Annotated in this window: 22 protein-coding genes and 1 pseudogene; 10 read left to right on the forward strand and 13 right to left on the reverse strand. The window is 36.7% G+C overall.

Going from position 1 to position 19,947, the window contains the following annotated elements; genetic code table 11:
- Positions 1 to 82: 82 nt before the first annotated feature.
- From DW938_RS13055 to DW938_RS13115, 13 genes and pseudogenes are all read right to left on the reverse strand, one after another.
- On the reverse strand, positions 83 to 1,606 hold the full coding sequence (locus tag DW938_RS13055; RefSeq protein ID WP_207660713.1) for a hypothetical protein: 1,524 nt from the start codon (positions 1,604 to 1,606) through the stop codon (positions 83 to 85).
- Positions 1,607 to 1,677: 71 nt separating this feature from the next.
- Complete coding sequence (locus tag DW938_RS13060) at positions 1,678 to 1,923, reverse strand: hypothetical protein (protein ID WP_147342394.1); 246 nt, start codon at positions 1,921 to 1,923, stop codon at positions 1,678 to 1,680.
- Positions 1,924 to 1,942: 19 nt separating this feature from the next.
- Entirely contained in the window at positions 1,943 to 2,215 is a 273-nt protein-coding gene (locus DW938_RS13065) for a hypothetical protein (protein WP_117781655.1), read from the reverse strand.
- 1,165 nt (positions 2,216 to 3,380) lie between these two features.
- Positions 3,381 to 4,760 carry a HEPN domain-containing protein gene (locus tag DW938_RS13070; RefSeq protein ID WP_118059851.1) on the reverse strand — a complete coding sequence of 460 codons (1,380 nt, stop codon included), beginning with the start codon at positions 4,758 to 4,760 and terminating at the stop codon, positions 3,381 to 3,383.
- Between the two features lie 176 nt (positions 4,761 to 4,936).
- Positions 4,937 to 6,799, reverse strand: coding sequence for an ATP-binding protein (locus DW938_RS13075; RefSeq protein ID WP_118125337.1), 1,863 nt, complete (start codon positions 6,797 to 6,799; stop codon positions 4,937 to 4,939).
- A 109-nt stretch (positions 6,800 to 6,908) separates the two neighbouring features.
- Positions 6,909 to 7,139 (reverse strand): annotated as a pseudogene (locus tag DW938_RS13080) (deoxyguanosinetriphosphate triphosphohydrolase); the annotation flags it as partial.
- Positions 7,140 to 7,336: 197 nt separating this feature from the next.
- The gene (locus DW938_RS13085; protein WP_118125339.1) at positions 7,337 to 7,603 is read right to left on the reverse strand and encodes a hypothetical protein; all 267 of its coding nucleotides are present in this window, start codon (positions 7,601 to 7,603) and stop codon (positions 7,337 to 7,339) included.
- A 12-nt stretch (positions 7,604 to 7,615) separates the two neighbouring features.
- The gene (locus DW938_RS13090; protein ID WP_118125341.1) at positions 7,616 to 8,104 is read right to left on the reverse strand and encodes a gamma-glutamylcyclotransferase family protein; all 489 of its coding nucleotides are present in this window, start codon (positions 8,102 to 8,104) and stop codon (positions 7,616 to 7,618) included.
- Between the two features lie 18 nt (positions 8,105 to 8,122).
- Positions 8,123 to 9,214, reverse strand: coding sequence for an amidoligase family protein (locus DW938_RS13095; protein WP_118125343.1), 1,092 nt, complete (start codon positions 9,212 to 9,214; stop codon positions 8,123 to 8,125).
- 57 nt (positions 9,215 to 9,271) lie between these two features.
- Positions 9,272 to 10,888: a recombinase family protein gene (locus tag DW938_RS13100; protein ID WP_242992554.1), complete on the reverse strand. Its 1,617-nt coding sequence runs from the start codon at positions 10,886 to 10,888 to the stop codon at positions 9,272 to 9,274.
- Positions 10,827 to 11,738 (reverse strand): recombinase family protein, encoded by a 912-nt coding sequence (locus DW938_RS13105; protein ID WP_118125347.1) that lies wholly within the window; start codon positions 11,736 to 11,738, stop codon positions 10,827 to 10,829. Before DW938_RS13105 ends, DW938_RS13100 begins: the two co-directional genes overlap by 62 nt.
- Positions 11,739 to 11,837: 99 nt before the next feature.
- A complete protein-coding gene (locus tag DW938_RS13110; RefSeq protein WP_118125349.1) occupies positions 11,838 to 13,388 on the reverse strand; it encodes a recombinase family protein in 1,551 nt (516 codons plus the stop codon).
- A gap of 71 nt (positions 13,389 to 13,459) precedes the next feature.
- Complete coding sequence (locus DW938_RS13115; RefSeq protein WP_118125351.1) at positions 13,460 to 13,579, reverse strand: DUF3789 domain-containing protein; 120 nt, start codon at positions 13,577 to 13,579, stop codon at positions 13,460 to 13,462.
- 31 nt (positions 13,580 to 13,610) lie between these two features.
- Between DW938_RS13115 and DW938_RS13120 the strand changes: the two genes are divergently transcribed.
- From DW938_RS13120 to DW938_RS13165, 10 genes are all read left to right on the forward strand, one after another.
- Positions 13,611 to 14,645 carry an amidoligase family protein gene (locus DW938_RS13120; RefSeq protein WP_118125353.1) on the forward strand — a complete coding sequence of 345 codons (1,035 nt, stop codon included), beginning with the start codon at positions 13,611 to 13,613 and terminating at the stop codon, positions 14,643 to 14,645.
- A 10-nt stretch (positions 14,646 to 14,655) separates the two neighbouring features.
- Entirely contained in the window at positions 14,656 to 15,144 is a 489-nt protein-coding gene (locus DW938_RS13125; protein WP_118125355.1) for a gamma-glutamylcyclotransferase family protein, read from the forward strand.
- A gap of 13 nt (positions 15,145 to 15,157) precedes the next feature.
- The gene (locus DW938_RS13130) at positions 15,158 to 15,418 is read left to right on the forward strand and encodes a hypothetical protein (protein ID WP_118125357.1); all 261 of its coding nucleotides are present in this window, start codon (positions 15,158 to 15,160) and stop codon (positions 15,416 to 15,418) included.
- Positions 15,419 to 15,537: 119 nt separating this feature from the next.
- Complete coding sequence (locus DW938_RS13135; RefSeq protein ID WP_118125359.1) at positions 15,538 to 16,002, forward strand: hypothetical protein; 465 nt, start codon at positions 15,538 to 15,540, stop codon at positions 16,000 to 16,002.
- 277 nt (positions 16,003 to 16,279) lie between these two features.
- Complete coding sequence (locus DW938_RS13140; RefSeq protein ID WP_118125361.1) at positions 16,280 to 17,899, forward strand: hypothetical protein; 1,620 nt, start codon at positions 16,280 to 16,282, stop codon at positions 17,897 to 17,899.
- A 134-nt stretch (positions 17,900 to 18,033) separates the two neighbouring features.
- Positions 18,034 to 18,543 carry a hypothetical protein gene (locus tag DW938_RS13145; protein WP_022287857.1) on the forward strand — a complete coding sequence of 170 codons (510 nt, stop codon included), beginning with the start codon at positions 18,034 to 18,036 and terminating at the stop codon, positions 18,541 to 18,543.
- A 44-nt stretch (positions 18,544 to 18,587) separates the two neighbouring features.
- Positions 18,588 to 18,815 carry a hypothetical protein gene (locus DW938_RS13150; protein ID WP_117878934.1) on the forward strand — a complete coding sequence of 76 codons (228 nt, stop codon included), beginning with the start codon at positions 18,588 to 18,590 and terminating at the stop codon, positions 18,813 to 18,815.
- 19 nt (positions 18,816 to 18,834) lie between these two features.
- Positions 18,835 to 19,425, forward strand: a complete 591-nt coding sequence (locus tag DW938_RS13155) for a hypothetical protein (RefSeq protein WP_117878937.1) — start codon at positions 18,835 to 18,837, stop codon at positions 19,423 to 19,425.
- Positions 19,426 to 19,471: 46 nt separating this feature from the next.
- Positions 19,472 to 19,705: a hypothetical protein gene (locus tag DW938_RS13160; RefSeq protein WP_038670746.1), complete on the forward strand. Its 234-nt coding sequence runs from the start codon at positions 19,472 to 19,474 to the stop codon at positions 19,703 to 19,705.
- Positions 19,706 to 19,748: 43 nt separating this feature from the next.
- Positions 19,749 to 19,947 (forward strand): hypothetical protein (locus DW938_RS13165; protein WP_147342396.1); only part of this gene is annotated, 199 nt, incomplete at its 3' end.

Consider the following 19,947-nt stretch of genomic DNA (forward strand, 5'->3'; position numbering starts at 1 on the left):
ACATAATATTCCGTATCGTTAGGGTCAAGCTGATTTGTAAGCATATTTCCACATCGACAATATACTCTCATTTTCATCCCTCCTATGTATTATATATTACTTTTCCTTCTATTGTCCAAAATTCAATTATGCCAGGAATACCACCGTTATATTTACCACATACACGATGATATATTTGTTCGACTTCTAATTTTGTAAGTCCACCAGGACGAACATCATAAATTAAAGCGTCAGCTCCTTGTTTGCCAAAAGCTTTATCAATTTTACTTAATGTGGTATTCAAATTGTGATTTTTAAGAGTTTTTAGTTCTGTTTTCAAACCATCCACCACAAAATCAGGAGAACTTGTCACACCTTCTGGCAACACTTCAATTGATCTACCTTCCTCTAATAATTCACCAACAACTTTCCTTTCATTAGCATTTAATCTTTTTGTATCACCTCTTAATAAACCCATTCTTTTTGCATTGACGACATTACCTAATGTCCGTTCTTGTTCTAAAGACAACTTATAATCTGAAGAATAATCCCATTCAGCCCAACCTTGCTGAATCAAACTGGAAACATTAAACAGCCATATTTGAGCAACCATTTTCATATCATTGCTCCATACATTCCAAGACAGTTCAATGAGTTGAGAGAAGCTCATATTATTTTTATACAATTCATACTCGGAGAACAGCATTGTGGAAGGGTTCCCATAATGTCCGCACAAAAATTGCATTATTTTATCTATAGGCTTTCCGTTTTTTGGATTTGACATTATACCTGCAGTAATCATCTCATTTTCGATTTTCTTAAGGTCTCGATCAACTAAATGTTTCCTGCAAATTTTAACACATTCTATGCTTTTGAGCGTACCTAACTGCTGTATCCAAGGATTTTCAAGTACATATCTTATTTCATAATCTTCTGCATTATTGAAAAAGTCATATATATTTCGTTCATCATTCGATAGAGGTTTGATTGGATCAAAATCTTCCATATCGTCCAGCCCATCCCCATCAGTATCAGCTTTAGAGGGATCAGAATTCATATGATGATAGTATTTGAACGTTGAAGGATTGCCCTGCTTTCCAGGTACTTCAACCTTCGTAAGTTCAACATCGACTTCTTCATTGTCATCAAGGCCGTCATCATCCGTGTCAGCTTTCATATAATCGGTATTAACAATTTTGCAATTTGAGCTTACAATAAGTCCGCTCATTTCTTCAATATTTGTAAAACCGTCACCATCAGTGTCTGTTTCTCCAACAAAGGTCTTAGGACCTATTTCATTGCAGCTTTGATTTATTTCAGCAGCGGTTTTAGCAGAGTATACCTTGCCGCCTGTCAGCTGTGCATAACCTATCAATGCAGCTGTATTAAAATCACCAATACAGAAAAAGTAAATAGGTATCTTGTTATTAATTGCAAACTTAAGAAATCTACTGTCAACTGATACACTGCTGTCAGTAATAAAAACAATTTTAGAGTTATACCCCATAGCCTCATCATTGAGTATAACTGCTGCTAAACCAATTCCATAACTAGCATTAGCAGTTCTGCTGTAATAAATCGGATCCCATTTCAACGCACTTTTGACACTCGTAAAATCGGTGTTCATTCCACCAGCATTCTGGTAGGTCAAAAAGCTCATAATATCTGAATCCGACATTGAGTCTACAATATTACTAACTATAAGTTCATTTCGATTTGCGTTATTAACATTATATATATTTGAACTTTTTGATAATACTCAATTGCATCTTCGTATCTGCTGAGTGACATACAAACATTTGCAGCACACTGATACGCATCTGCACAGTTCTCATCGAGTTTTATAGCTGATAAAGAAAGACTGAACGCCTCTTGTAATTGCCCATTATAAAAGGAAGTTTCCGCATTTGAAATTAATTCTGCAAGTTGATCTTTTTTGTCCATTGGCATCCAAATCATCCCCTTACGTAACATCGGTTTTTTTCAGTTCGTTTATTAGCTCTATATCATAATCATTTGGAGCATCACTGAATGCTTTTTCTGCTAAAGTGACAGCTTCTTTTGAAATCGTAACCTCATTAGCTAAAACGTTCTCCAAAAAATTTTCAAGAGCCACCCGTTTTTCTCCATATTTCGCCAGTTCTTCAGCATCTTCCACAAGAGCATTCACAAGAGAGTCGTCATGAAATTGCATAGAGATATTTTTGAAGAACATATCATATGCGTCTTTTACCATTTTAATCTCCTCTCATAATTAGCGATTAATAGGAAAGCCAGTTACTATCCCTTCACCGCCTGGTTCAACAATCACTCTAATATCTAAACTATAACACAAGATATGAAGTTTCGTCAATCCTTAATGAATTACGCAAAGAAATATGGAGTGAGCCGAGCGAGCAGAAAATACAATAAATCACGTTCATATATATATTTCTGGCTGAAACGCTGGGACGGAAGTGTGGAGTCCCTTGCAGTTAAATCACGCCGACCGCATCATCATCCCAATGAGCATACCAAGGAAGAAATAGATCTTATCAAAAGGTATCACAAACGGAACCCGACACTTGAGCTTCCCGAACTATGGCATCGTCTCAGGAAACAAGGGTATACACGCTGTCTTGAAAGTCTTTACAGGGTTATGAAAAAACTAGGAATGCTTCCGATAAAGTCCTCAGCATCATATTTAGACGAGCAGCCGGCAAGTGTAAGCGTGAAAATGACAACCGCAAAAAGTATCAAAACGTGCCTTTTCATAAACTCTACCACCCCATGACATTCTGATTTTTTCGATTATATCATATCGCAGTCATACCTGTCAAGATAAAACAAAAAAAGCCCGCAGAAGTCTGCGAGCTTTTTGTCATATTGATACCAAATGGATATGCGATTGCCCGACATAGCAAAGCCCGCTGAGCCACGAAAGGCGAGTTGCGAGCCGTTTCTGCGGTATGGTGGAATTATAGAATATATGTAGAGTACCTGGTTAAGGATTAAGTGAAAATCATCTACTGCAAAATAAAAGATGATCTGCTCTACCGAGAGCACCTAGCTGTTTTTTGAGCGTTATACTGATGGCAGAATATGTATTTTGCAAGGCTATGCTTTGTGGTCGTGCATAGAGCAAAAGTTGTAATAAATGAGAATATTTATTGATTCTATTGTTCATCCATTAAATAGAATCCATCGTTAATTTGCTAAAATTTCATTGCCCAATCACAAAACTCTGTTTAGCTCAAATCTGTAGAAATCATTGACATGGTTAAAGTATGTTTCAAATTCATGGTTAGTAACGAGATAACCATTTCTATCAATAGTTGTCTTCTACATATTATGATTTTATAATTCACATCAGTTTATTTCGAGATTATAATTTAGAAAAGCTTAAATAAATAGCCGTATTCTTATGGAGCGAGTCCTTTTATATAAAATAAATTTTTTACAGATGCGGCGATTTCTTCAGTTTCATATCCTATACGTTTTAATTGCATAGCATAAATCAAACCACGGAGAATAATATATGCTATTGCAATATCATTGTCCAAGTTTATTTTTTTGTTGCCGTGATCTATGTCATTTCGGATACTAACACATTTGTCAGCAATTTCTTCATTTGATAATTCCTTAGCAATTTTTGTTTTTAGCCATTCAATGCATACCTCATATTCATTCAAACAGTATTCAATCTTATCAGCTAGAGCATCATTTCGAATATGTGAAATGAAACCTTTATAAATCTTCTTCTTTCTACCTTGTGCTGCCTCAAAAAGTGGGACAATTTCTTTTTCAACTTCAGTTTCAGCGAGAATACGTTTTTCACTATGTGTAGGTAAGCCTTGCGGGAAACATTTTGAAAACTCATTTTCAAAAGCTGCTGCATCTTTGGATATGGTTATATCACTGACAACAATTCGTTCGTTTTTATTACTTGGTAAATTATCTAAATACCAATCATTTAGATATATTTTTTCTAAGATATTAATTGCGTGTCTATGAAGAATTTGCCAAGGTACAAATCCTCTATAAATAGAATTGCAATCTTCTTTTTCTTTATCACACTTAATAGTTTTTATTGAACAGATTTCTCCTTTTATTTTTTCCCCTATATGAATAAAGAAAGAGTCAGGCTCTATATCTGTACGCATGGAAGTATATTTTATGAATTTTCTTATTGCATCATATATCGATAATAAATGCTTTTCGTCTTTGATTTCTGATATTTGTATAAAGAGTTCAGGAAAGAACTTAAAACTTGTTTCACTCCAAGAACATTTAAATGCTGGGAAGATAGATAATTCAGTTCCGGCCATAATTCCACGTGAAACATATTTGGTTGTTTCTGTATTACAACTAATTGTTCCACAAATACCTTGCGACATATCGTGTGATATTTCGTATTTAGGAACTAATCCCAAATACTTATGGATTTGCTGAGATTCAAATTGTAAACTAACATTTTTAACTGGGAAGGGAAAATCACAGTTGTATTTCGTAAATGTATGGACATAAATGGTGATTTCGCATTCGATAAAATTTTTTATTGATGTTCCATATCCCATTGGATCAAAAAAGAAATGAATAATTTGGGATTGTCCATTAACTTTTCCTTTCAAACAGCCATCGGAAATAGGCTTTTTTTCACATGTACAACATGAAGCATTTTCAATTTGATACATTGTAATTTTATTAAAGAGTTCATATGTAGGATATAGCGTAAGTTTGAGCTCGTCAAATTGAAATGCGATGTCTGCATCTTCATATTTTATTATTCCAGAATATATCATGCAAAACTCCTCCTTTATATACCTTGCAACACTTTATACGAATAAAAAATCTCTAAAATCATTTTTGGAAAAGATTCAAATGTAAATAATGCTGCATTAATAACGTTAACTATGACTAAATATATGATAGATTTTTATCAAAATAATTAAATTAAAGTTTAAATATGACTCTTTAATTAACATAAGAATTTCTTTTTCACATATGTGCCATTATTTATATCTCTAATTTTTTTGAACCAGTTCTCAATCTCATCCCAAAGGTCCATTTTTAATAAAATTTCTTTTGTTATTCTTTTCGAGACTCCATTATTTAATATCTGCTTAATCACATTCTCGCGAATTTTCACATCCTTTATCTCTTGTTTAATCAAATCAACTAATAATTTTGGAATATCTGTAGTTGACCAATTTTCTTTATATTTTGATAGCTCAATATTAAATTCATTTTCTATTAACTCTGGTGAAATATAGTTCTCTATTTCCGGCAATAACGTATGCCAGCCAAATCTTCTACCATCATTTTCGATTTCTATATCATCTATAAGTTTACTATACTTCTCTACATCATTATCAACTATGTAAATTTCATTTACTGATGTCTCACTAAAATAATCTTTATTAATCCAATCAATTAAGCGACTACCATTTAAAGGAACTATAGAAATATCCGTATCTAATAGATCAATTATAGATTTTAGTTCTGATATATTTTGATTAATATTTATCAGAAAATTAACATCGTTAGTTCCTTCTACATATATTACTGTTTTTGTTTTAGCATATGGCAAAATACCAAGTGATTTAGCGATTCCTTTTACCTTAATATCATTGTCTTTTTCAATCTGAGGAATTCCATGTTCGTCCTTTTTTATAAAAATCAGTTGATTGATATCTACCATTTTTGCAATTTCTGGAGTATGACTAGTCACTATAATTTGATGGGTGTCTTTCTCTGATAGTTCCAATAATGTTGTAATAATCATGCGTTGATAATCAGGATGCTGACTAGTCTCAGGTTCTTCGATTGCATAAATCATCTGACGATCATAATTTTCTCTTAATTTTTCTTCAGCATCCGCCCTAAAATAACTAAGAAGTATTAACCGCCTTACTCCACTACCTCGCTTATTAAGAGGAATATCGTTATCAGATACTAAATCAAAACTGAAAGAAGAATCAATCGGTTTTAACGTCACCAGTGGCTGAATATTTTGAGCTATACTCGAATCTAATTCTGATAGTTTTTGGATAGTTTTTCTTCCTATTTCCTCCACTTTCTCTTTTACTTCATTCTGCATTTGCATAATTTGATCTTCCATATCTGCAACCACGGATTTTGTAACGGCTTTTAATGGATCTTGTATTTCTGCATCCTTATCGGTATTCTTTCTATCAGATTCAAAAAGGCAATATATTGGTAATTGTTTGCTTATACTTTCCCAAATCTTCTTACCGTCTTCTTTAGTAATATCTATATCAGTAAGAGCTAACTCAATTGGATTTGTGAGTTCTTTTGCATAAATTGCTTTTCTTAACTCAGCCGACTTCGTTCTTGTTTCAGGAACATATATAGGATCATCCTTATATGCATCATATAGTTTCTGCAAAGTTGCTATTTTCTCTTGTATTAATGGCGTACTATATTTAGTAGGATACACAGCAACTATATATGTTTTTTGGCTGCTAGCAGTTATTTTTCCTTTAGAACAATTCCAAGTATGTTTAACTTCTAAAAGATTCTCATCATTTAGAAGAAATTCATCTTTGCAAGTTGAATAATTTGTTGCATCAATAAGTATTTTTCCATCTCCAACATCAAAACAACAAGCAATTTCAATTATTGGTTCTGGACTAAAAACAGATAAATCACCAATATCTATTTTTACCTTTTCAGAATTAAAGAAAATTTCAAGTGCTTCTAAAATTGTTGATTTTCCAACATCATTCTTCCCTATAATAACATTCATATTACTATCAAAATCAACAACGATGTTAGTATATCCTCTAAAATTTTTTAATTTTAATTTCTTTAAAATCATATTATCACCCTTCACCAATTATAAACATTTATTAAGATAAAGGATTATACGTGAATACTACAGTAAGTTCACTATCGATATTTTTGTCGATCAAATACTGAAAAGAAGTCTGTCCCAATGATTTGGCAAATGACGAAACTTCAAGAGAATGGGTTAGCCTTGTGCACACAAAATCACTTTTATCCAAAGGGAAAACCTGAGTTTTATCCTGCAAACGTCTAAATGACGCACTGCATATTATTCTGTGATAATCCTTTTGAAACTCGTTGCTAAGATCTTTTTTACTTGGATATTTAGATCTAGTCTGACGTTTTTCACACAAAAGCTTTTCCCAATTCATTACAAGCCCTCTCTTTGCTGTTAATTCAAATAAACGAAATACTGCGGTGCATTTTCAATTCATAAATCACAAAGATTTAGTAGCTTTTTCGACGTAATGCACTATAGCAGAATTATAATATTATTATAACTACGTAAATTTAATTTGTCAACGAATTTGGCATAAGGTGAAGATTTTAGACACAAAATGCACATTTTCTATGTGACAATCGGGTTGGAATCTATCTGATATATTTTGTTCTCACAATCAATAAAATCCTTCGCAAACTGCACCGCCTCCGCAAAGCTGTTCTCCAGTATCTCAAAACCCACAGCCGCAGAAAAGTTGTCGATCTCGTCCTGCTCATTTTTATAAGCAAAGATCTGTATCAAAAAGCCCTCACAGAGAATTTTATCACCTTTTTTGTCAACTCTGGGGATATATTTGTCTGGCGTAATTCTCACATAAAAATCCTTGTATCTCATTCCACCACCTCCTTAAAGCTTCAATTGAAGATCATCATCTTCGTCAAGCTCTTCATCTTGAATTTCATCAAAATACTGTTCGCAAACTGAACGTTCAAGAGCTGCTCTCAGATAGCTAGTATCCATACCGTTCGCCTCATAACCCTGCTTTATAACGTTGTAGTAATAGCTCATCGGAGGCGAGATGTGACCGCTGTTCATCAGATATGCCATACACTCTTTCTTTTCGCCATTAACATCTATCTCAAAAAGCTCTTTTCGGTAATAGTTCGGAAAGCCCTCATATTTGTCAAGACTGTGCTCATCTCGTCCGTCTATCTCCCATATTAAAACAGGAACTTCTGCGTTTTCTTTCGGCACAATGGTAGCAACGCCTCTGAACTCCAGCTCATAGCCTTTCAGCATTTCTTTGCCGATGACCTTTGAATTCGGGCAGCGATTTGCCATTTGTTCCAAATTGATGTTGCTGCCATAGGCGATATATAATCTTTTGTATTCCATAAAAACTCCTTTGCAATTTTACATACTCATTTCAAGTTCCTCTTCAACGCCCTCACATTGGCTCTCTGTGGGCTCGTTGTTTTCTTCGGGTACATTTTCGGCTTGTGTGCTGTTGTCGCTTACAGGCTCGGCACGCCGCTCACGAGCCGCTTGTTTTTCAAGCTCTCGCTTTTCTTTAAGCTTTGACCTTGCTGCAATGCCGTCCTCCGGGTGTCGCCAAGCTATGTTACCCTCAAGATGTTTCAGCAGATGCGACCTGCAATTCTTGAATTCATCTCCTATCAGTCCAAGATTTAAAAGCCAGACCCTAAAGCTGTACCGCATATTATCGCTTTGCGAAACGTGAGGAGAGCAGTATTTCTTTGTCATTGCCGCATTACTTATGGCTAACGCAAGCACTATCTGACTTCTTACTTCACCTGCGTGAAGTGAACCATTGTACGCACGGATCTCGTAATGTCCGTGCTGAAAAAAGCTGTGAAGATTGCAGATAACATATCGGCTGTTCGAGTAATGCTGAAACTGCTCGCTCATTCTGCCGTGATACCAAAGCCGCTTTATCATTTCCATATCGTTAGGTTTCATTTTGTTTATCTCTCGGATAAATTCCTTGTCCATTTTGCGACAGTAGCCTTCACGGGCGGACGAAACCTGCAAAGCGTCCCACAAAAAATCTTCTTTGCTTGCAAATATGTTTACTAGATTTCGTATCTGTTGTGGTGTATAATCGTCCGCTGAAATATGGATATGCGTCCCTGCACAGTACCGAGGGCCTGTTACCCCACCTGCACGGCGTAACGCTCTGACAACCTCCTGCAAAAGCGGTATGTCTCCATATTCCAACACAGGAGAGTTCATTTCCACGCTGTAAGACTTGGTAGCTCTGTCGCCATTTGAGTTATAGCAGTTGATACTGCCGTCATAAACTATCGCCCACTTTCTGTTCTTGGCGTCTGTTACAACGTATTTATCATAGCTGCCGCCCTCGTGTTCAACACTTCCGTCAAGCACTTTAGCCATAGCTTTTGCCGCCTGACTTCGTGTAAGTCCTGTCATTTCTATCTCTATACCGAATTTTCTTGTTTTTATGCCTTCAAAGTTTTTGGACAATGCTGCACCTCCCAACAAAAAACAGCCTGTGGATATTCCGCAAGCCGTTCTCTAATATTATTCAATCTCAGTCCTGACCTCATACCCACCTTTGAAGATAACCAATATCTCGTTCTTGTTCAGCACTTTTATACATTCAATAAGCTTTCGTACCAATACGTTATCGAAAGTTTCCAGCTCGAATTTTTCGTGTTCTATCATTTCCGTGACCTTATCAAGTTTTTGTTGAGTTTCGGCAGAGGTTTGATTCTGCGATCTGAGGGGTTTCAATCGTTCATTTAAATCTTGTTCCTCGGCATAAAACTTTGCAAACTCACCGTCGAGTTTGTCCTCGTCACAGCCTCCCGAAGCTATCAATCCGACCAAATCTGTTCTTGCTTGGTCGATCTCTTTCAGTCGCTTTTCTGCGGCTAATATTTCTTCCCGACCTTGACATTCCAGAACAGAGCTGATATTTGCTTTTAAAATTCTCTTAATATCATCACGGCAAGAGTAATAGTTATTTATCGCCCGAATAATTCCACGATGCAGGTTTTCTTCCTTGATCGTAGGCGAATCGGGACAGTATCTTCTGCCGTGTTCCAGTCGGCTGATACACCGCCAGACCACTTGTTTATTTCCGCTTTTTGTCCATATTCTGCGTCTGTACGGAGTCCCGCATTGTCCGCATATCAACAATTCGGACAATGCATATTTTCCGCTGTATTTTCCTTTCTCAGTTTTGGTCTGATCGGATATTTTTCTTTTTGAGTTTCGTCTTGCGATTTCCTGCTGTACACGATCAAAGGTATCACGGTCGATTATGGGAGTATGATGGTCTGTAACAAGATACATCGGGCGTTCCCCGTTATTTTTCACAACCTTGTGTGTAATGCAATCGGCCGTGAAAGTTTTTTGTAAAAGTGCATCTCCAACATATTTCTCATTTTTCAGAATGCTCTGAATTGCACTCTTAGTCCACTCACTTTTACCGGTTGCTGTAGTTATTTTTTGATCCATTAAGATCTGAGCGATGTTAAGTAATGTATATCCGTCAAGATAAAGATTGAAGATCGATCGTACAGTTTCAGCCTCTTCCGGAACTATCTCAGGCTTGCCGTCTGCTCCCTTTCGATATCCTAACAGTTTTTTGTACTGAAAGGGCACTTTTCCCTCTCTATATGCTTTTTCTTTTCCCCAGAGTATGTTCTTACTGATAGACTCACTTTCAGCCTGTGCAAACGAGCCGTATAAAGCTATCATAAACTCGCTTGTCATTGTCAGCGTGTTTATGTTCTCTTTTTCGAAAATAACGCCAATACCCAATTCTTTCAGCTGCCTTATGTACTGAAGACAATCAACCGTGTTTCTTGAAAAACGGCTTATAGACTTTGTAATTATGAGGTCTATTTTCTTCTTTTTGCACATTCTTATCATACGATTAAATTCTGTTCTTTTCTTTGTCTGCGTTCCGCTGATACCCTCATCGGCAAATATGCCTGCAAGGGTCCATTCCTTTTTCTTGTTGATAAGGTCTGTATAGTAAGCGACCTGAACCGCAAAGCTGTTCTGCTGTTCCTCTTGTTCTGTGCTGACACGGCAGTATGCCGCTACTCTTAGCTGGTGGTATTTATCACGATTTTCCGCTGTCTGCACTTTCGCAGGTATCACCGTTACATTCGGAGCTGTGGGCATTTTTGTCATTCCTTTCTGTGATATTTTTGATTATCATTCCATTGATAAATTCAACCTCTATGGTACAAAAATGGCTTATCCATATTCGTGAAACACACGCCTTGAATAAGCCAATATCAAGTGTATTCAGTTGTTCGCAGCAAAGCCTTGATTTTAAAAGTTCTGTTTTTGGCTGACTGTCATCATAAGTGCAGCAGTCATATCTCAGCTGAGCAAGTCTGAAAAGCTCTTCTTTGATCTTCTTTTCATCTGTATGTACCATATCTGTCATTCGATTTATCTCATTTTGCTGAAATCTGACCTTTGCATTTGGAGAGTATGTGCTTATCGTGCAGTCTGTATTAATGAGCGTCGGGTTAGCGATAACTGTGTTGAACACATTCAGCACGGCGCTAAGTATCATATGATCTGTAAGCAGATGATCAAATCGGTAACATTCAGGACGTCTGCAATCCCACAGGTTTTCCTTTGTTCGTGTTAGCTTTTGACCACATTCTTTGCAAAAAGTTATTTGTTTCAGCAGTTTGACTTCCTCGGTCTGACCTATTGATACAGTCGCTTTTCTGACACGTTTTTCATTTGCAAGTTTGAAAGTTTCTTTGTCAATTATCTGCGGATACTTCTCTGTGCCAAGATATCTGTCATTTTCGATTATTCTCTTGACCATATTCTTGTTCCAAGATGAATTTTCGCTGTATGGTACTTCCATTAAAGCCGCTATCTCTAACAAGCTTTTGCCTTTTAAATACTCATTAAATATTGTGACGACAGCATAGAGCTCTTTGGGCTCGGTTATTATCTCACCGTTTTTCATGCAGTATCCGAATGGGATTATTCTGTTTTTAGGCATAAACTCACTCCTTTCAATCGACAATGATACTACAAGGCTTAGTAGAAATCCAGTATCATAACTAACAAAGATATGCCCTGCAATTTGATATACAAGACATCAAGAGCATATTTTTTCCGTAAGTTCTAATCCACCAATCAAGTGAAACTCCAGCTCATTCTGATTTTTTACTACTATCTTATCGACAATACTCTCAAACGCTGATCCTTCAAATTCTACCATAAGTTTCTGCCGCTTTTCAAAATATCCTATAAGCATATCAAGCTGTTCAAGAGTCTCATCTTCTTCATCGCTGACGTTCAGTTTCTTTATTTCGGTCTGGATCTTTGCTATCTTTGAGTTAAGCTCTGTGGTTTGTCCAAGATACTTTGCCTCATCAAGAAAGCCTTTTGTTTTCAACCTTGCGAGAACGTGAGTTTGTTCTTTCAGTTTAGCGATTTCCTTGTACTTTTCAATTATAGTCGTACCGCTTTTAGTATTTTTGTATTTTAGATCCTGCAAGGCTTGCTGTAGTGGTGTAAGTACAGGCTTAAAATTATACACGAGCTTGTTGTACAGACGTATAAAAGCGGAGTGGATTTTATCTTCGGAAATTTGTTTGGTAGGGCAGTCAACCGCTGCAAGATCGTGTTTTCTGCACGACCAATAATATTTTTCTCTGCAAGATTTTCTTATAAGTATTGAGCCGCAACTTCCGCAGAAGATATGTTTGTGTAAGGCTGAATTGTGTGGCGTACCTCTAGGCTGCTTTTGATTTTTCTCTGATATGAGTCTTTGTACTTTATCAAAAGTCTCCTGTTGTATTATTGCAGGATGAGTGTTACGAACGTAGTATTGATCAGCGTTTCCGTTATTCTTAAAACGCCTAACGGGAAGTGTGTTTGTCGAATATGTTTTCTGAAGAAGTGTGTTTCCTGTATATTTTTCATTTGTTAGAATATATGAAACGCCTATCATATGCCACCGTTCACTATTTTTACAGCAGGGGATATTACGTTCATTAAGATTTTTCATTATTGATATCATTCCAATGCCGCTTAGATAACTATCATATATCTCTTTTACTACTTTTGCTTGTTCGGGACAAATAACAAGTTTGCCATTTATTTTTTTGTAGCCATAAGGAGGACACGATAATTCATATGTGCCATTAGCCATTCTTTTTCTGCAAGACCACCGCAAATTCTGCGATATAGAAGTCGATTCTTCCTGAGCCAGACCGCCCATAATCGTTATCATCATCTCGTCAGTCATATCGGCAGTTTCGATGTTCTCTTTTTCAAACAGCACCGTTATGCCTAAGCTTTTCAGCTCTCTGATGTTTTTCAGACAGTCTTTGGTGTTTCGGGCAAATCGACTTATAGACTTTGTGTATATCCTGTCTATTTTACCTTTCCGACAGTCGCTTATCATTCGCTTAAATTCATCACGTTTGTCCTCACGAGTACCTGTTATTCCCTCATCTGCATATATATCAACAAGCTGTTCTCTGTCAGACTTTTCAAAAGCTTTCTCGTAGTATCTTGTCTGAGCCATAAAGGAATTTATCTGATCTTCGCTGTTTGATGACACACGGCAGTATGCCGCACAGCGGAGCTTATGGTTTTGTTCTTCTGATATTGTCGGCTGTATTATCGTTACTGTTGGCATTTTCTCACCTCCGTTTTACCAACAAGGATACCACAAGTTTTTCTGAAATGGTATCATCAAACCTAACGAAATTACTTATCCTTTCCTGTGCGGTTTTCATACTTATCTGCCTGTCCTGCCGCTGTACAAAGGCACATTACAGTTATGCCGATAAAAGCTCCGACAAACAAGCCAATAAAAAATCCTACCATTTTACCCCTCCTATGCTGCGTCCTTTGACGATTGAAATTTCTCGAAAATATCTTCTGCATTTCTATTGTTAAAGTCCTGTTTTTCGCTTTCTTCAAGAATTTTGTCAAGCTTATCTGCAAATATTCTTGCCATATAATCGCTGGAGATTGGTCTGTTGTTTATGACGGAAGTATAAGATGTTATAATGCAGACGGCGACCATGCTTCTAAATCATACAGCGTAGAACTCAATTCTCCTGTGCTGGAATATGAAGACATACCGCTTTTGCAGGAGGTCGTGAGAGCCTTACGCCGTGCAGGCGGAGTGACAGGTCCGAGATATTGTGCAGGCACGCACATTCACATTTCGGCAGACGATTATACACCGCAGCAGATACGAAATCTTGTAAACATCTTCGCAAGCAAGGAAGATTTTCTATGGGACGCTTTGCAGGTATCATCTGCCCGTGAAAGCTACTGTCACAAGATGAATAAGCAGTTCATAGAGGACATAAACCGCAAGAAGCCCAAAGATATGGAGGAGATAAAAAGGCTTTGGTATCGTGGAAGAATGAGCGAGCAGTTTCAGCATTATTCAAACAGCCGATATGTGATCTGCAATCTGCACAGCTTTTTTCAGCACGGACATTATGAGATAAGAGCGTACAACGGTTCTCTTCACGCAGGAGAGGTAAGAAGTCAGATAGTGCTTGCGTTAGCCATAAGCAATGCGGCAATGACCAAGAAATACTGCTCTCCTCACGTTTCGCAGAGTGATAATATGCGGTACAGCTTTAGGGTATGGCTTTTGAATCTTGGACTGATAGGTGAAGAATTCAAGAATTGCAGGACACATCTTCTGAAACATCTTGAGGGCGATATTGCCTGGCGGCACCCTGAGGATGGAATTGCTGCAAGGGCAAAGCTGAAAGAAAAACGTGAGCTGGAGCGGCAAGCCGCCCGTGAGCAACGTGTCGAGCTTGTAAGCGACAACAGCACGCAAGTCGAAAATGTACCCGAAGAACACATTGAGCCGTCAGAAAGTGAATGTGACGAATTTGAAGAAGAATTTGAAATGAGTATGTAAGGAGGAAAACATGGAATACAAAAGATTATACATTGCCTATGGCAGCAACATCAACCTTGAACAGATGGCGCATCGCTGTCCGAATTCAAAGGTTGTAAGCACAGAAATGATGCAGGGCTATGAACTTGAATTTCGTGGTGTGGCAACGATCGTACCGAATGAGAAGTCGGAAGTACCCGTTCTGATATGGGAGATAGACGGACGTGACGAACACAGCCTTGACCGATATGAGGGATTCCCGAATCTTTACCGCAAGGAGCTGTTTGATATCAACGTCAACGGAGAAAAGAAGGAGTGCATGGCGTATCTGATGAACAGAGGTCAGATCTCTCCGCCAACCAGTTACTATTACAACGTTATAAAGCAGGGATATGAGGCGAACGGTATGGACACAAGCTATCTGAGGGCGGCACTTGAAAGGTCGGTTTACGGGCAGCTTTTCGATGAAGTTCAAGATGAAGAGCTTGACGAAGATGATGATCTTCAGATGAAGTTTTAAGGAGCGTGATCAAATGAGATACAAAGGATTTTACATCAAGATCTCACCTGACAGCAACATTCACAGGGTCGACAAGAAAGGCAGAGATATTATCTGCGAGGGATTTTTGATACAGGTTTTCGCTGACGAGACCGAACGTATTGAGATCAACAACTTTTCTGCGGCTGTGGGGTTTGAGATACTGGAGAACAGCTTTGCGGAGGCGGTGCAGTTTGCGAAGGATTTTGTGGAGTGTGAGGGGAAGGAATATATAAAACGACAGCTGACTCGGTAGGATAAGACCGCTTGATAGATGACGTCAAATTGGCATTTTTATTGTCATCTATTTTATAGTAGCAACACAAAAAGCTCGCAGACTTCTGCGGGCTTTTTTTGATATATGGAGGACATAATATGTACAATTTGAATTGGAATAAAGAAACTCTCAACAAACAGAAGCTCGGAAGATTTGGAGAATACTATGCAAAAATGGCACTTGCATCATATGGTATGAGCATCTTCACTTCAGAAGTTGATGATCACGGCATTGATTTTGTAGCAGAATCTAAAAAAGGCTTTTTAAAATTCCAAGTTAAAACCATTAGAGATAACACAAGTTATGTTTTTATGAAAAAGAAGTACTTTAATATCTTTGATGAGTTTTTATTTTTACTGTTAATAATTCTTAAAGACGGCGAACACCCTATGCTCTTTGCTATACCAGCAACAGCATGGCAAAGCACTGATAAAAACGCTTTTGTTTTTCACCCCTATGATAATAAAAAATCTGAGCCAGAGTATGGTATTAATATATCAAAGAAAAATTTACCCCAGATTGAAGAATACTGCCTAGAAAAAATGATCGCCAGAATGTTGTAAACATTTTTCAAATGAGTGGGACATCGAGGACGCAGTCCCCTGCAATGGACTTTTATCTTGAGAATAAAATTTCCCCGCCTTTGGCTTTGGAAGCCAAGGGCGGGGGATTTTTTTAATCAAGCACACCGTATTTGGTGGGCTTCGCTCGCAGGGGATCGATAAGTCTAAGCTTGGTGATACTGAGTTTGACAACCTACTGTTTTTATGGTATGATGAAGAAAATGACAATTTTGTTGAACTGGATACCATTCTTGACGAGGAGAATTCAACTGTAAGTGTGGAGACTACACACTTCAGTAAGTATATGATTGTTGACGGAAAAGAATGGTATAGAGCATGGCAAGATATTTACACTAAAATAAACGAATCAAAAGGCCAGCATGTTCCAAATGCAACTGTATTAATATCAAAAAGTTCAAATATATATAATGTTAATAACGCAAATCGAAATGAACTTATAGTTAGTAATATTGTAGACTCAATGTCGGATTCAGATATTATGAGCTTTTTGACCTACCAGAATGCTGGTGGAATGAACACCGATTTTACGAGTGTCAAAAGTGCATTGAAATGGGATCCGATTTATTACAGCAGAACTGCTAATGCTAGTTATGGAATTGGTTTGGCAGCAGTTATACTCAATGATGAGGCTATGGGGTATAACTCTAAAATTATTTTTATTACTGACAGCAGTGTATCAGTTGACAGTAGATTTCTTAAGCTTGCAATTAATAACAAGATACCTATTTACTTTTTCTGTATTGGTGATTTTAATACAGCTGCATTGATAGGTTATGCACAGCTGACAGGCGGCAAGGTATACTCTGCTAAAACCGCTGCTGAAATAAATCAAAGCTGCAATGAAATAGGTCCTAAGACCTTTGTTGGAGAAACAGACACTGATGGTGACGGTTTTACAAATATTGAAGAAATGAGCGGACTTATTGTAAGCTCAAATTGCAAAATTGTTAATACCGATTATATGAAAGCTGACACGGATGATGACGGCCTTGATGACAATGAAGAAGTCGATGTTGAGCTTACGAAGGTTGAAGTACCTGGAAAACAGGGCAATCCTTCAACGTTCAAATACTATCATCATATGTGGTCGGATCCGTCTGATCCGGATACAAATGGGGATGGGACGGTAGATTCAAGTGATTTAAATCCATTAGTGTATTCGTTTGTTCCATATTTGGATATACTATGTGAATATGCTCAGAATTACTGCTCAGATAATAATTTACGAAATAAAGACGATGAAATAACACTTGTATTAGAATTTTTACGCAGCACTAAATACATTGGCACAAAGTGGAACATTACAGCTGGTAATATAAATGAGAATTTTATAGCATATGTTAAAGATAACAATATTGATGTATATAATTACTTCCTTGGAGATGATAATGCTGTGGAAGAACTCTTTGATCCATTGACGAACGAAAAGTATGATTTAAAACATCTTGCCGCAACTATGAATGCTTATTTTGAAAAAAATGATATTAAATCCATTTATTCTACTTATTATGGTTCAATGAATGATATGGCTGGTTGGGCAGGGGACTTACAACAAGTGATAGATCAAGATATTTTATATGGAAAAGATCAATACTATGCGTATAATATGAGTATAGAAGCCGCATATCAGGAAATGAGTACATATTTAGGTAATCGTTCGAATTCACATTACGGAATTAGTGATGTAATTGTTGATGCAGATGCAGTTAATTTATACTATGAGTATAAAGATAATCCCAATATGGACTTAAATGAATTGCTTAACAATTATTTAATAAAAATGAACAACAAGCAAAGGTTTTCTGATTTTATATATAATATTACAGGTTCAAATGAACGATCTGATTTGAAAATACTTGCTACATCATATATTTGACCTCCTATGGATTTTCTTTCTGCTGGTTGCGTGTATAGTTCATCTACTTGTAATTTAATAACTGAAAATATGATATATGGTTTTGCAAGTGCATTTTGCGATTATTATTTTGACTTAGCTAATTGAGGTTTAGTATGAAAAAAGTATTGGTAGTTGTCGGCATTATTATTTCTGCAGTAATTATTTCAGGCATTATTGTTGGTTTGGGTAAGAATGAAAAAACACTGTTTAATGAAAAAATTGAAACTGATAATAATGTTTTAATTTCAATCAAAGTTATTGAAAGCAATAAAGGTTGGCAACCTGATAAAACTATGATTATATCCGATGAAAATGAGCATTTGATTAGATATGCCATTGGATTTGAGGACTATACCAATTATCTGCCAAGTTATTATTTTTGCTATGATATAAATCCCAATGAATATTTGGTATGGGTTTATCAGCAAAATGGTAATGAATTTATTTACTATTTCAATACCGATACACAAGAAAAATATATGCTGGATTATAATAACATTGGCAACAGGACGGAAACTTTTTATGTTGCTGTCGATAAAGTTATAAAGTCAAATTTTTTATCTAAAATAGATTCTAAAATCAGTAATATGAATAAATGGAATAGCTATTTGTCAAACACTTAGGAGAAATCAGATAGCACAGCGATTGTTTTTCAGATGTTGAGGAAATGTCCGGATTACTTGTTGATTCAGGCTACAATCCCATTAAACCCAATTATATGAAACCTGATACCGACGATGACGGTTTTGACGACAACGTTGAAGTCGATGTTGAGCTTACGAATGTTGAAGTACCTGGAAAACAGGGCAATCCTTCAACTTCAAATATGTGTTATGAAAAAATGATTTTTTGGTATAAAGGAGATCAATTAATTAATATGCGCTATGCATATTAACTAATGTGGGGGTGTTGATATGTTTGCACCAAGATGTCCATGGTGTGGCGCAATAATTCCAATAAACTTCAAAAGAAGAGAACTTCGTTTTATGACGGATTTTTGTTCAAAGTGCGGACACGAGATCAAACTAAAAAAAGACAGCAGGCAATTCTGGTTAAATGCCTTATGCAATGCATCTTTGGTCGCACTGCCAGCTATTAAATATGAAAATACAGTTTCTTCACATATAGGTATCCGTACTATAAGAAGTTTCGACCACCCATATGTTAAAGTCAGCAAGCATTATGTTCCCGAAAAAAGAGCAAAATATAAAATAGTATGGGATCAGAAGAATGTCAAACACCCTAATTTTTGGATCATAGAAGATACTGTCATAATACTGTGTTTTGTAGATAAAAATGATATCGCAATTTCGCCGATGATAGCCGCAGCTTTATACACTATCGAAAAGGTCGATAAATGCACCTCGAAAGGGATACTTTCTTTTGTAAAATATGGACTGCTTGACAAGGACTATGCTGCGGGGACAAATTTTCTTGTATACTGTGAAAATAAAGTTGTCGGCAGAGGTGTTCTTGAAGATGATATACATTATCCGTCATTTTGAAATCACAGTAAATATATAACATAAATAGTGCATAGGAGAAATGAATATGAGAGTATACTGTCGATGTGGAAATATGCTTACAAATCAGCTTGACCCTAACGATACGGAATATTATGTTTATTCAGACAGAGAATGGTGTGAGATACAGAAAAACGAATACATACACGTTTTGGATATTCCCTATCCTCGCTATAATGTTTGGCATTGCGAAAAATGTGGCAGAATAACTTTGTTTGATGATTCTTACAATTTAGTAAAAGTATATAAGCCGGAAGAATAGTCGTTTAAGATCATAACACAAACTTTGCCCTCGGAGAACAACATTGAAACAGCTTTTAAATTTCGAGATACAAATTTACGATATCATAAAAACGTCCTGCACAAACAGCACGAACACCCCATCGCCTGCCTGCGATGACCTTTACAAGACCAGGTTTATTTTTGCTGACGGCGAGACGATATTTTCCCCTGCACATTTTTGTCAAAAACTTAAAAGCCGTGGTTTGCAGGGCGTTTCGATAG

Origin of the sequence: Ruminococcus sp. AM43-6, from assembly GCF_003461785.1 — a bacterium.
GTDB classification, from domain to species: domain Bacteria; phylum Bacillota; class Clostridia; order Oscillospirales; family Ruminococcaceae; genus Hominimerdicola; species Hominimerdicola aceti.

What these genes read in the sequence shown, in the direction of transcription:
- DW938_RS13055 (WP_207660713.1), bottom strand. Translation starts at nt 1,606, where the DNA reads ATGAACACCGATTTTACGAGTGTCAAAAGTGCGTTGAAATGGGATCCG.
- DW938_RS13060 (WP_147342394.1), bottom strand. Translation starts at nt 1,923, where the DNA reads ATGGACAAAAAAGATCAACTTGCAGAATTAATTTCAAATGCGGAAACT.
- DW938_RS13065 (WP_117781655.1), bottom strand. Translation starts at nt 2,215, where the DNA reads ATGGTAAAAGACGCATATGATATGTTCTTCAAAAATATCTCTATGCAA.
- DW938_RS13070 (WP_118059851.1), bottom strand. Translation starts at nt 4,760, where the DNA reads ATGATATATTCTGGAATAATAAAATATGAAGATGCAGACATCGCATTT.
- DW938_RS13075 (WP_118125337.1), bottom strand. Translation starts at nt 6,799, where the DNA reads ATGATTTTAAAGAAATTAAAATTAAAAAATTTTAGAGGATATACTAAC.
- DW938_RS13085 (WP_118125339.1), bottom strand. Translation starts at nt 7,603, where the DNA reads ATGAGATACAAGGATTTTTATGTGAGAATTACGCCAGACAAATATATC.
- DW938_RS13090 (WP_118125341.1), bottom strand. Translation starts at nt 8,104, where the DNA reads ATGGAATACAAAAGATTATATATCGCCTATGGCAGCAACATCAATTTG.
- DW938_RS13100 (WP_242992554.1), bottom strand. Translation starts at nt 10,888, where the DNA reads ATGCCCACAGCTCCGAATGTAACGGTGATACCTGCGAAAGTGCAGACA.
- DW938_RS13105 (WP_118125347.1), bottom strand. Translation starts at nt 11,738, where the DNA reads ATGCCTAAAAACAGAATAATCCCATTCGGATACTGCATGAAAAACGGT.
- DW938_RS13110 (WP_118125349.1), bottom strand. Translation starts at nt 13,388, where the DNA reads ATGCCAACAGTAACGATAATACAGCCGACAATATCAGAAGAACAAAAC.
- DW938_RS13115 (WP_118125351.1), bottom strand. Translation starts at nt 13,579, where the DNA reads ATGGTAGGATTTTTTATTGGCTTGTTTGTCGGAGCTTTTATCGGCATA.
- DW938_RS13125 (WP_118125355.1), top strand. Translation starts at nt 14,656, where the DNA reads ATGGAATACAAAAGATTATACATTGCCTATGGCAGCAACATCAACCTT.
- DW938_RS13130 (WP_118125357.1), top strand. Translation starts at nt 15,158, where the DNA reads ATGAGATACAAAGGATTTTACATCAAGATCTCACCTGACAGCAACATT.
- DW938_RS13135 (WP_118125359.1), top strand. Translation starts at nt 15,538, where the DNA reads ATGTACAATTTGAATTGGAATAAAGAAACTCTCAACAAACAGAAGCTC.
- DW938_RS13145 (WP_022287857.1), top strand. Translation starts at nt 18,034, where the DNA reads ATGAAAAAAGTATTGGTAGTTGTCGGCATTATTATTTCTGCAGTAATT.
- DW938_RS13150 (WP_117878934.1), top strand. Translation starts at nt 18,588, where the DNA reads ATGTCCGGATTACTTGTTGATTCAGGCTACAATCCCATTAAACCCAAT.
- DW938_RS13155 (WP_117878937.1), top strand. Translation starts at nt 18,835, where the DNA reads ATGTTTGCACCAAGATGTCCATGGTGTGGCGCAATAATTCCAATAAAC.
- DW938_RS13160 (WP_038670746.1), top strand. Translation starts at nt 19,472, where the DNA reads ATGAGAGTATACTGTCGATGTGGAAATATGCTTACAAATCAGCTTGAC.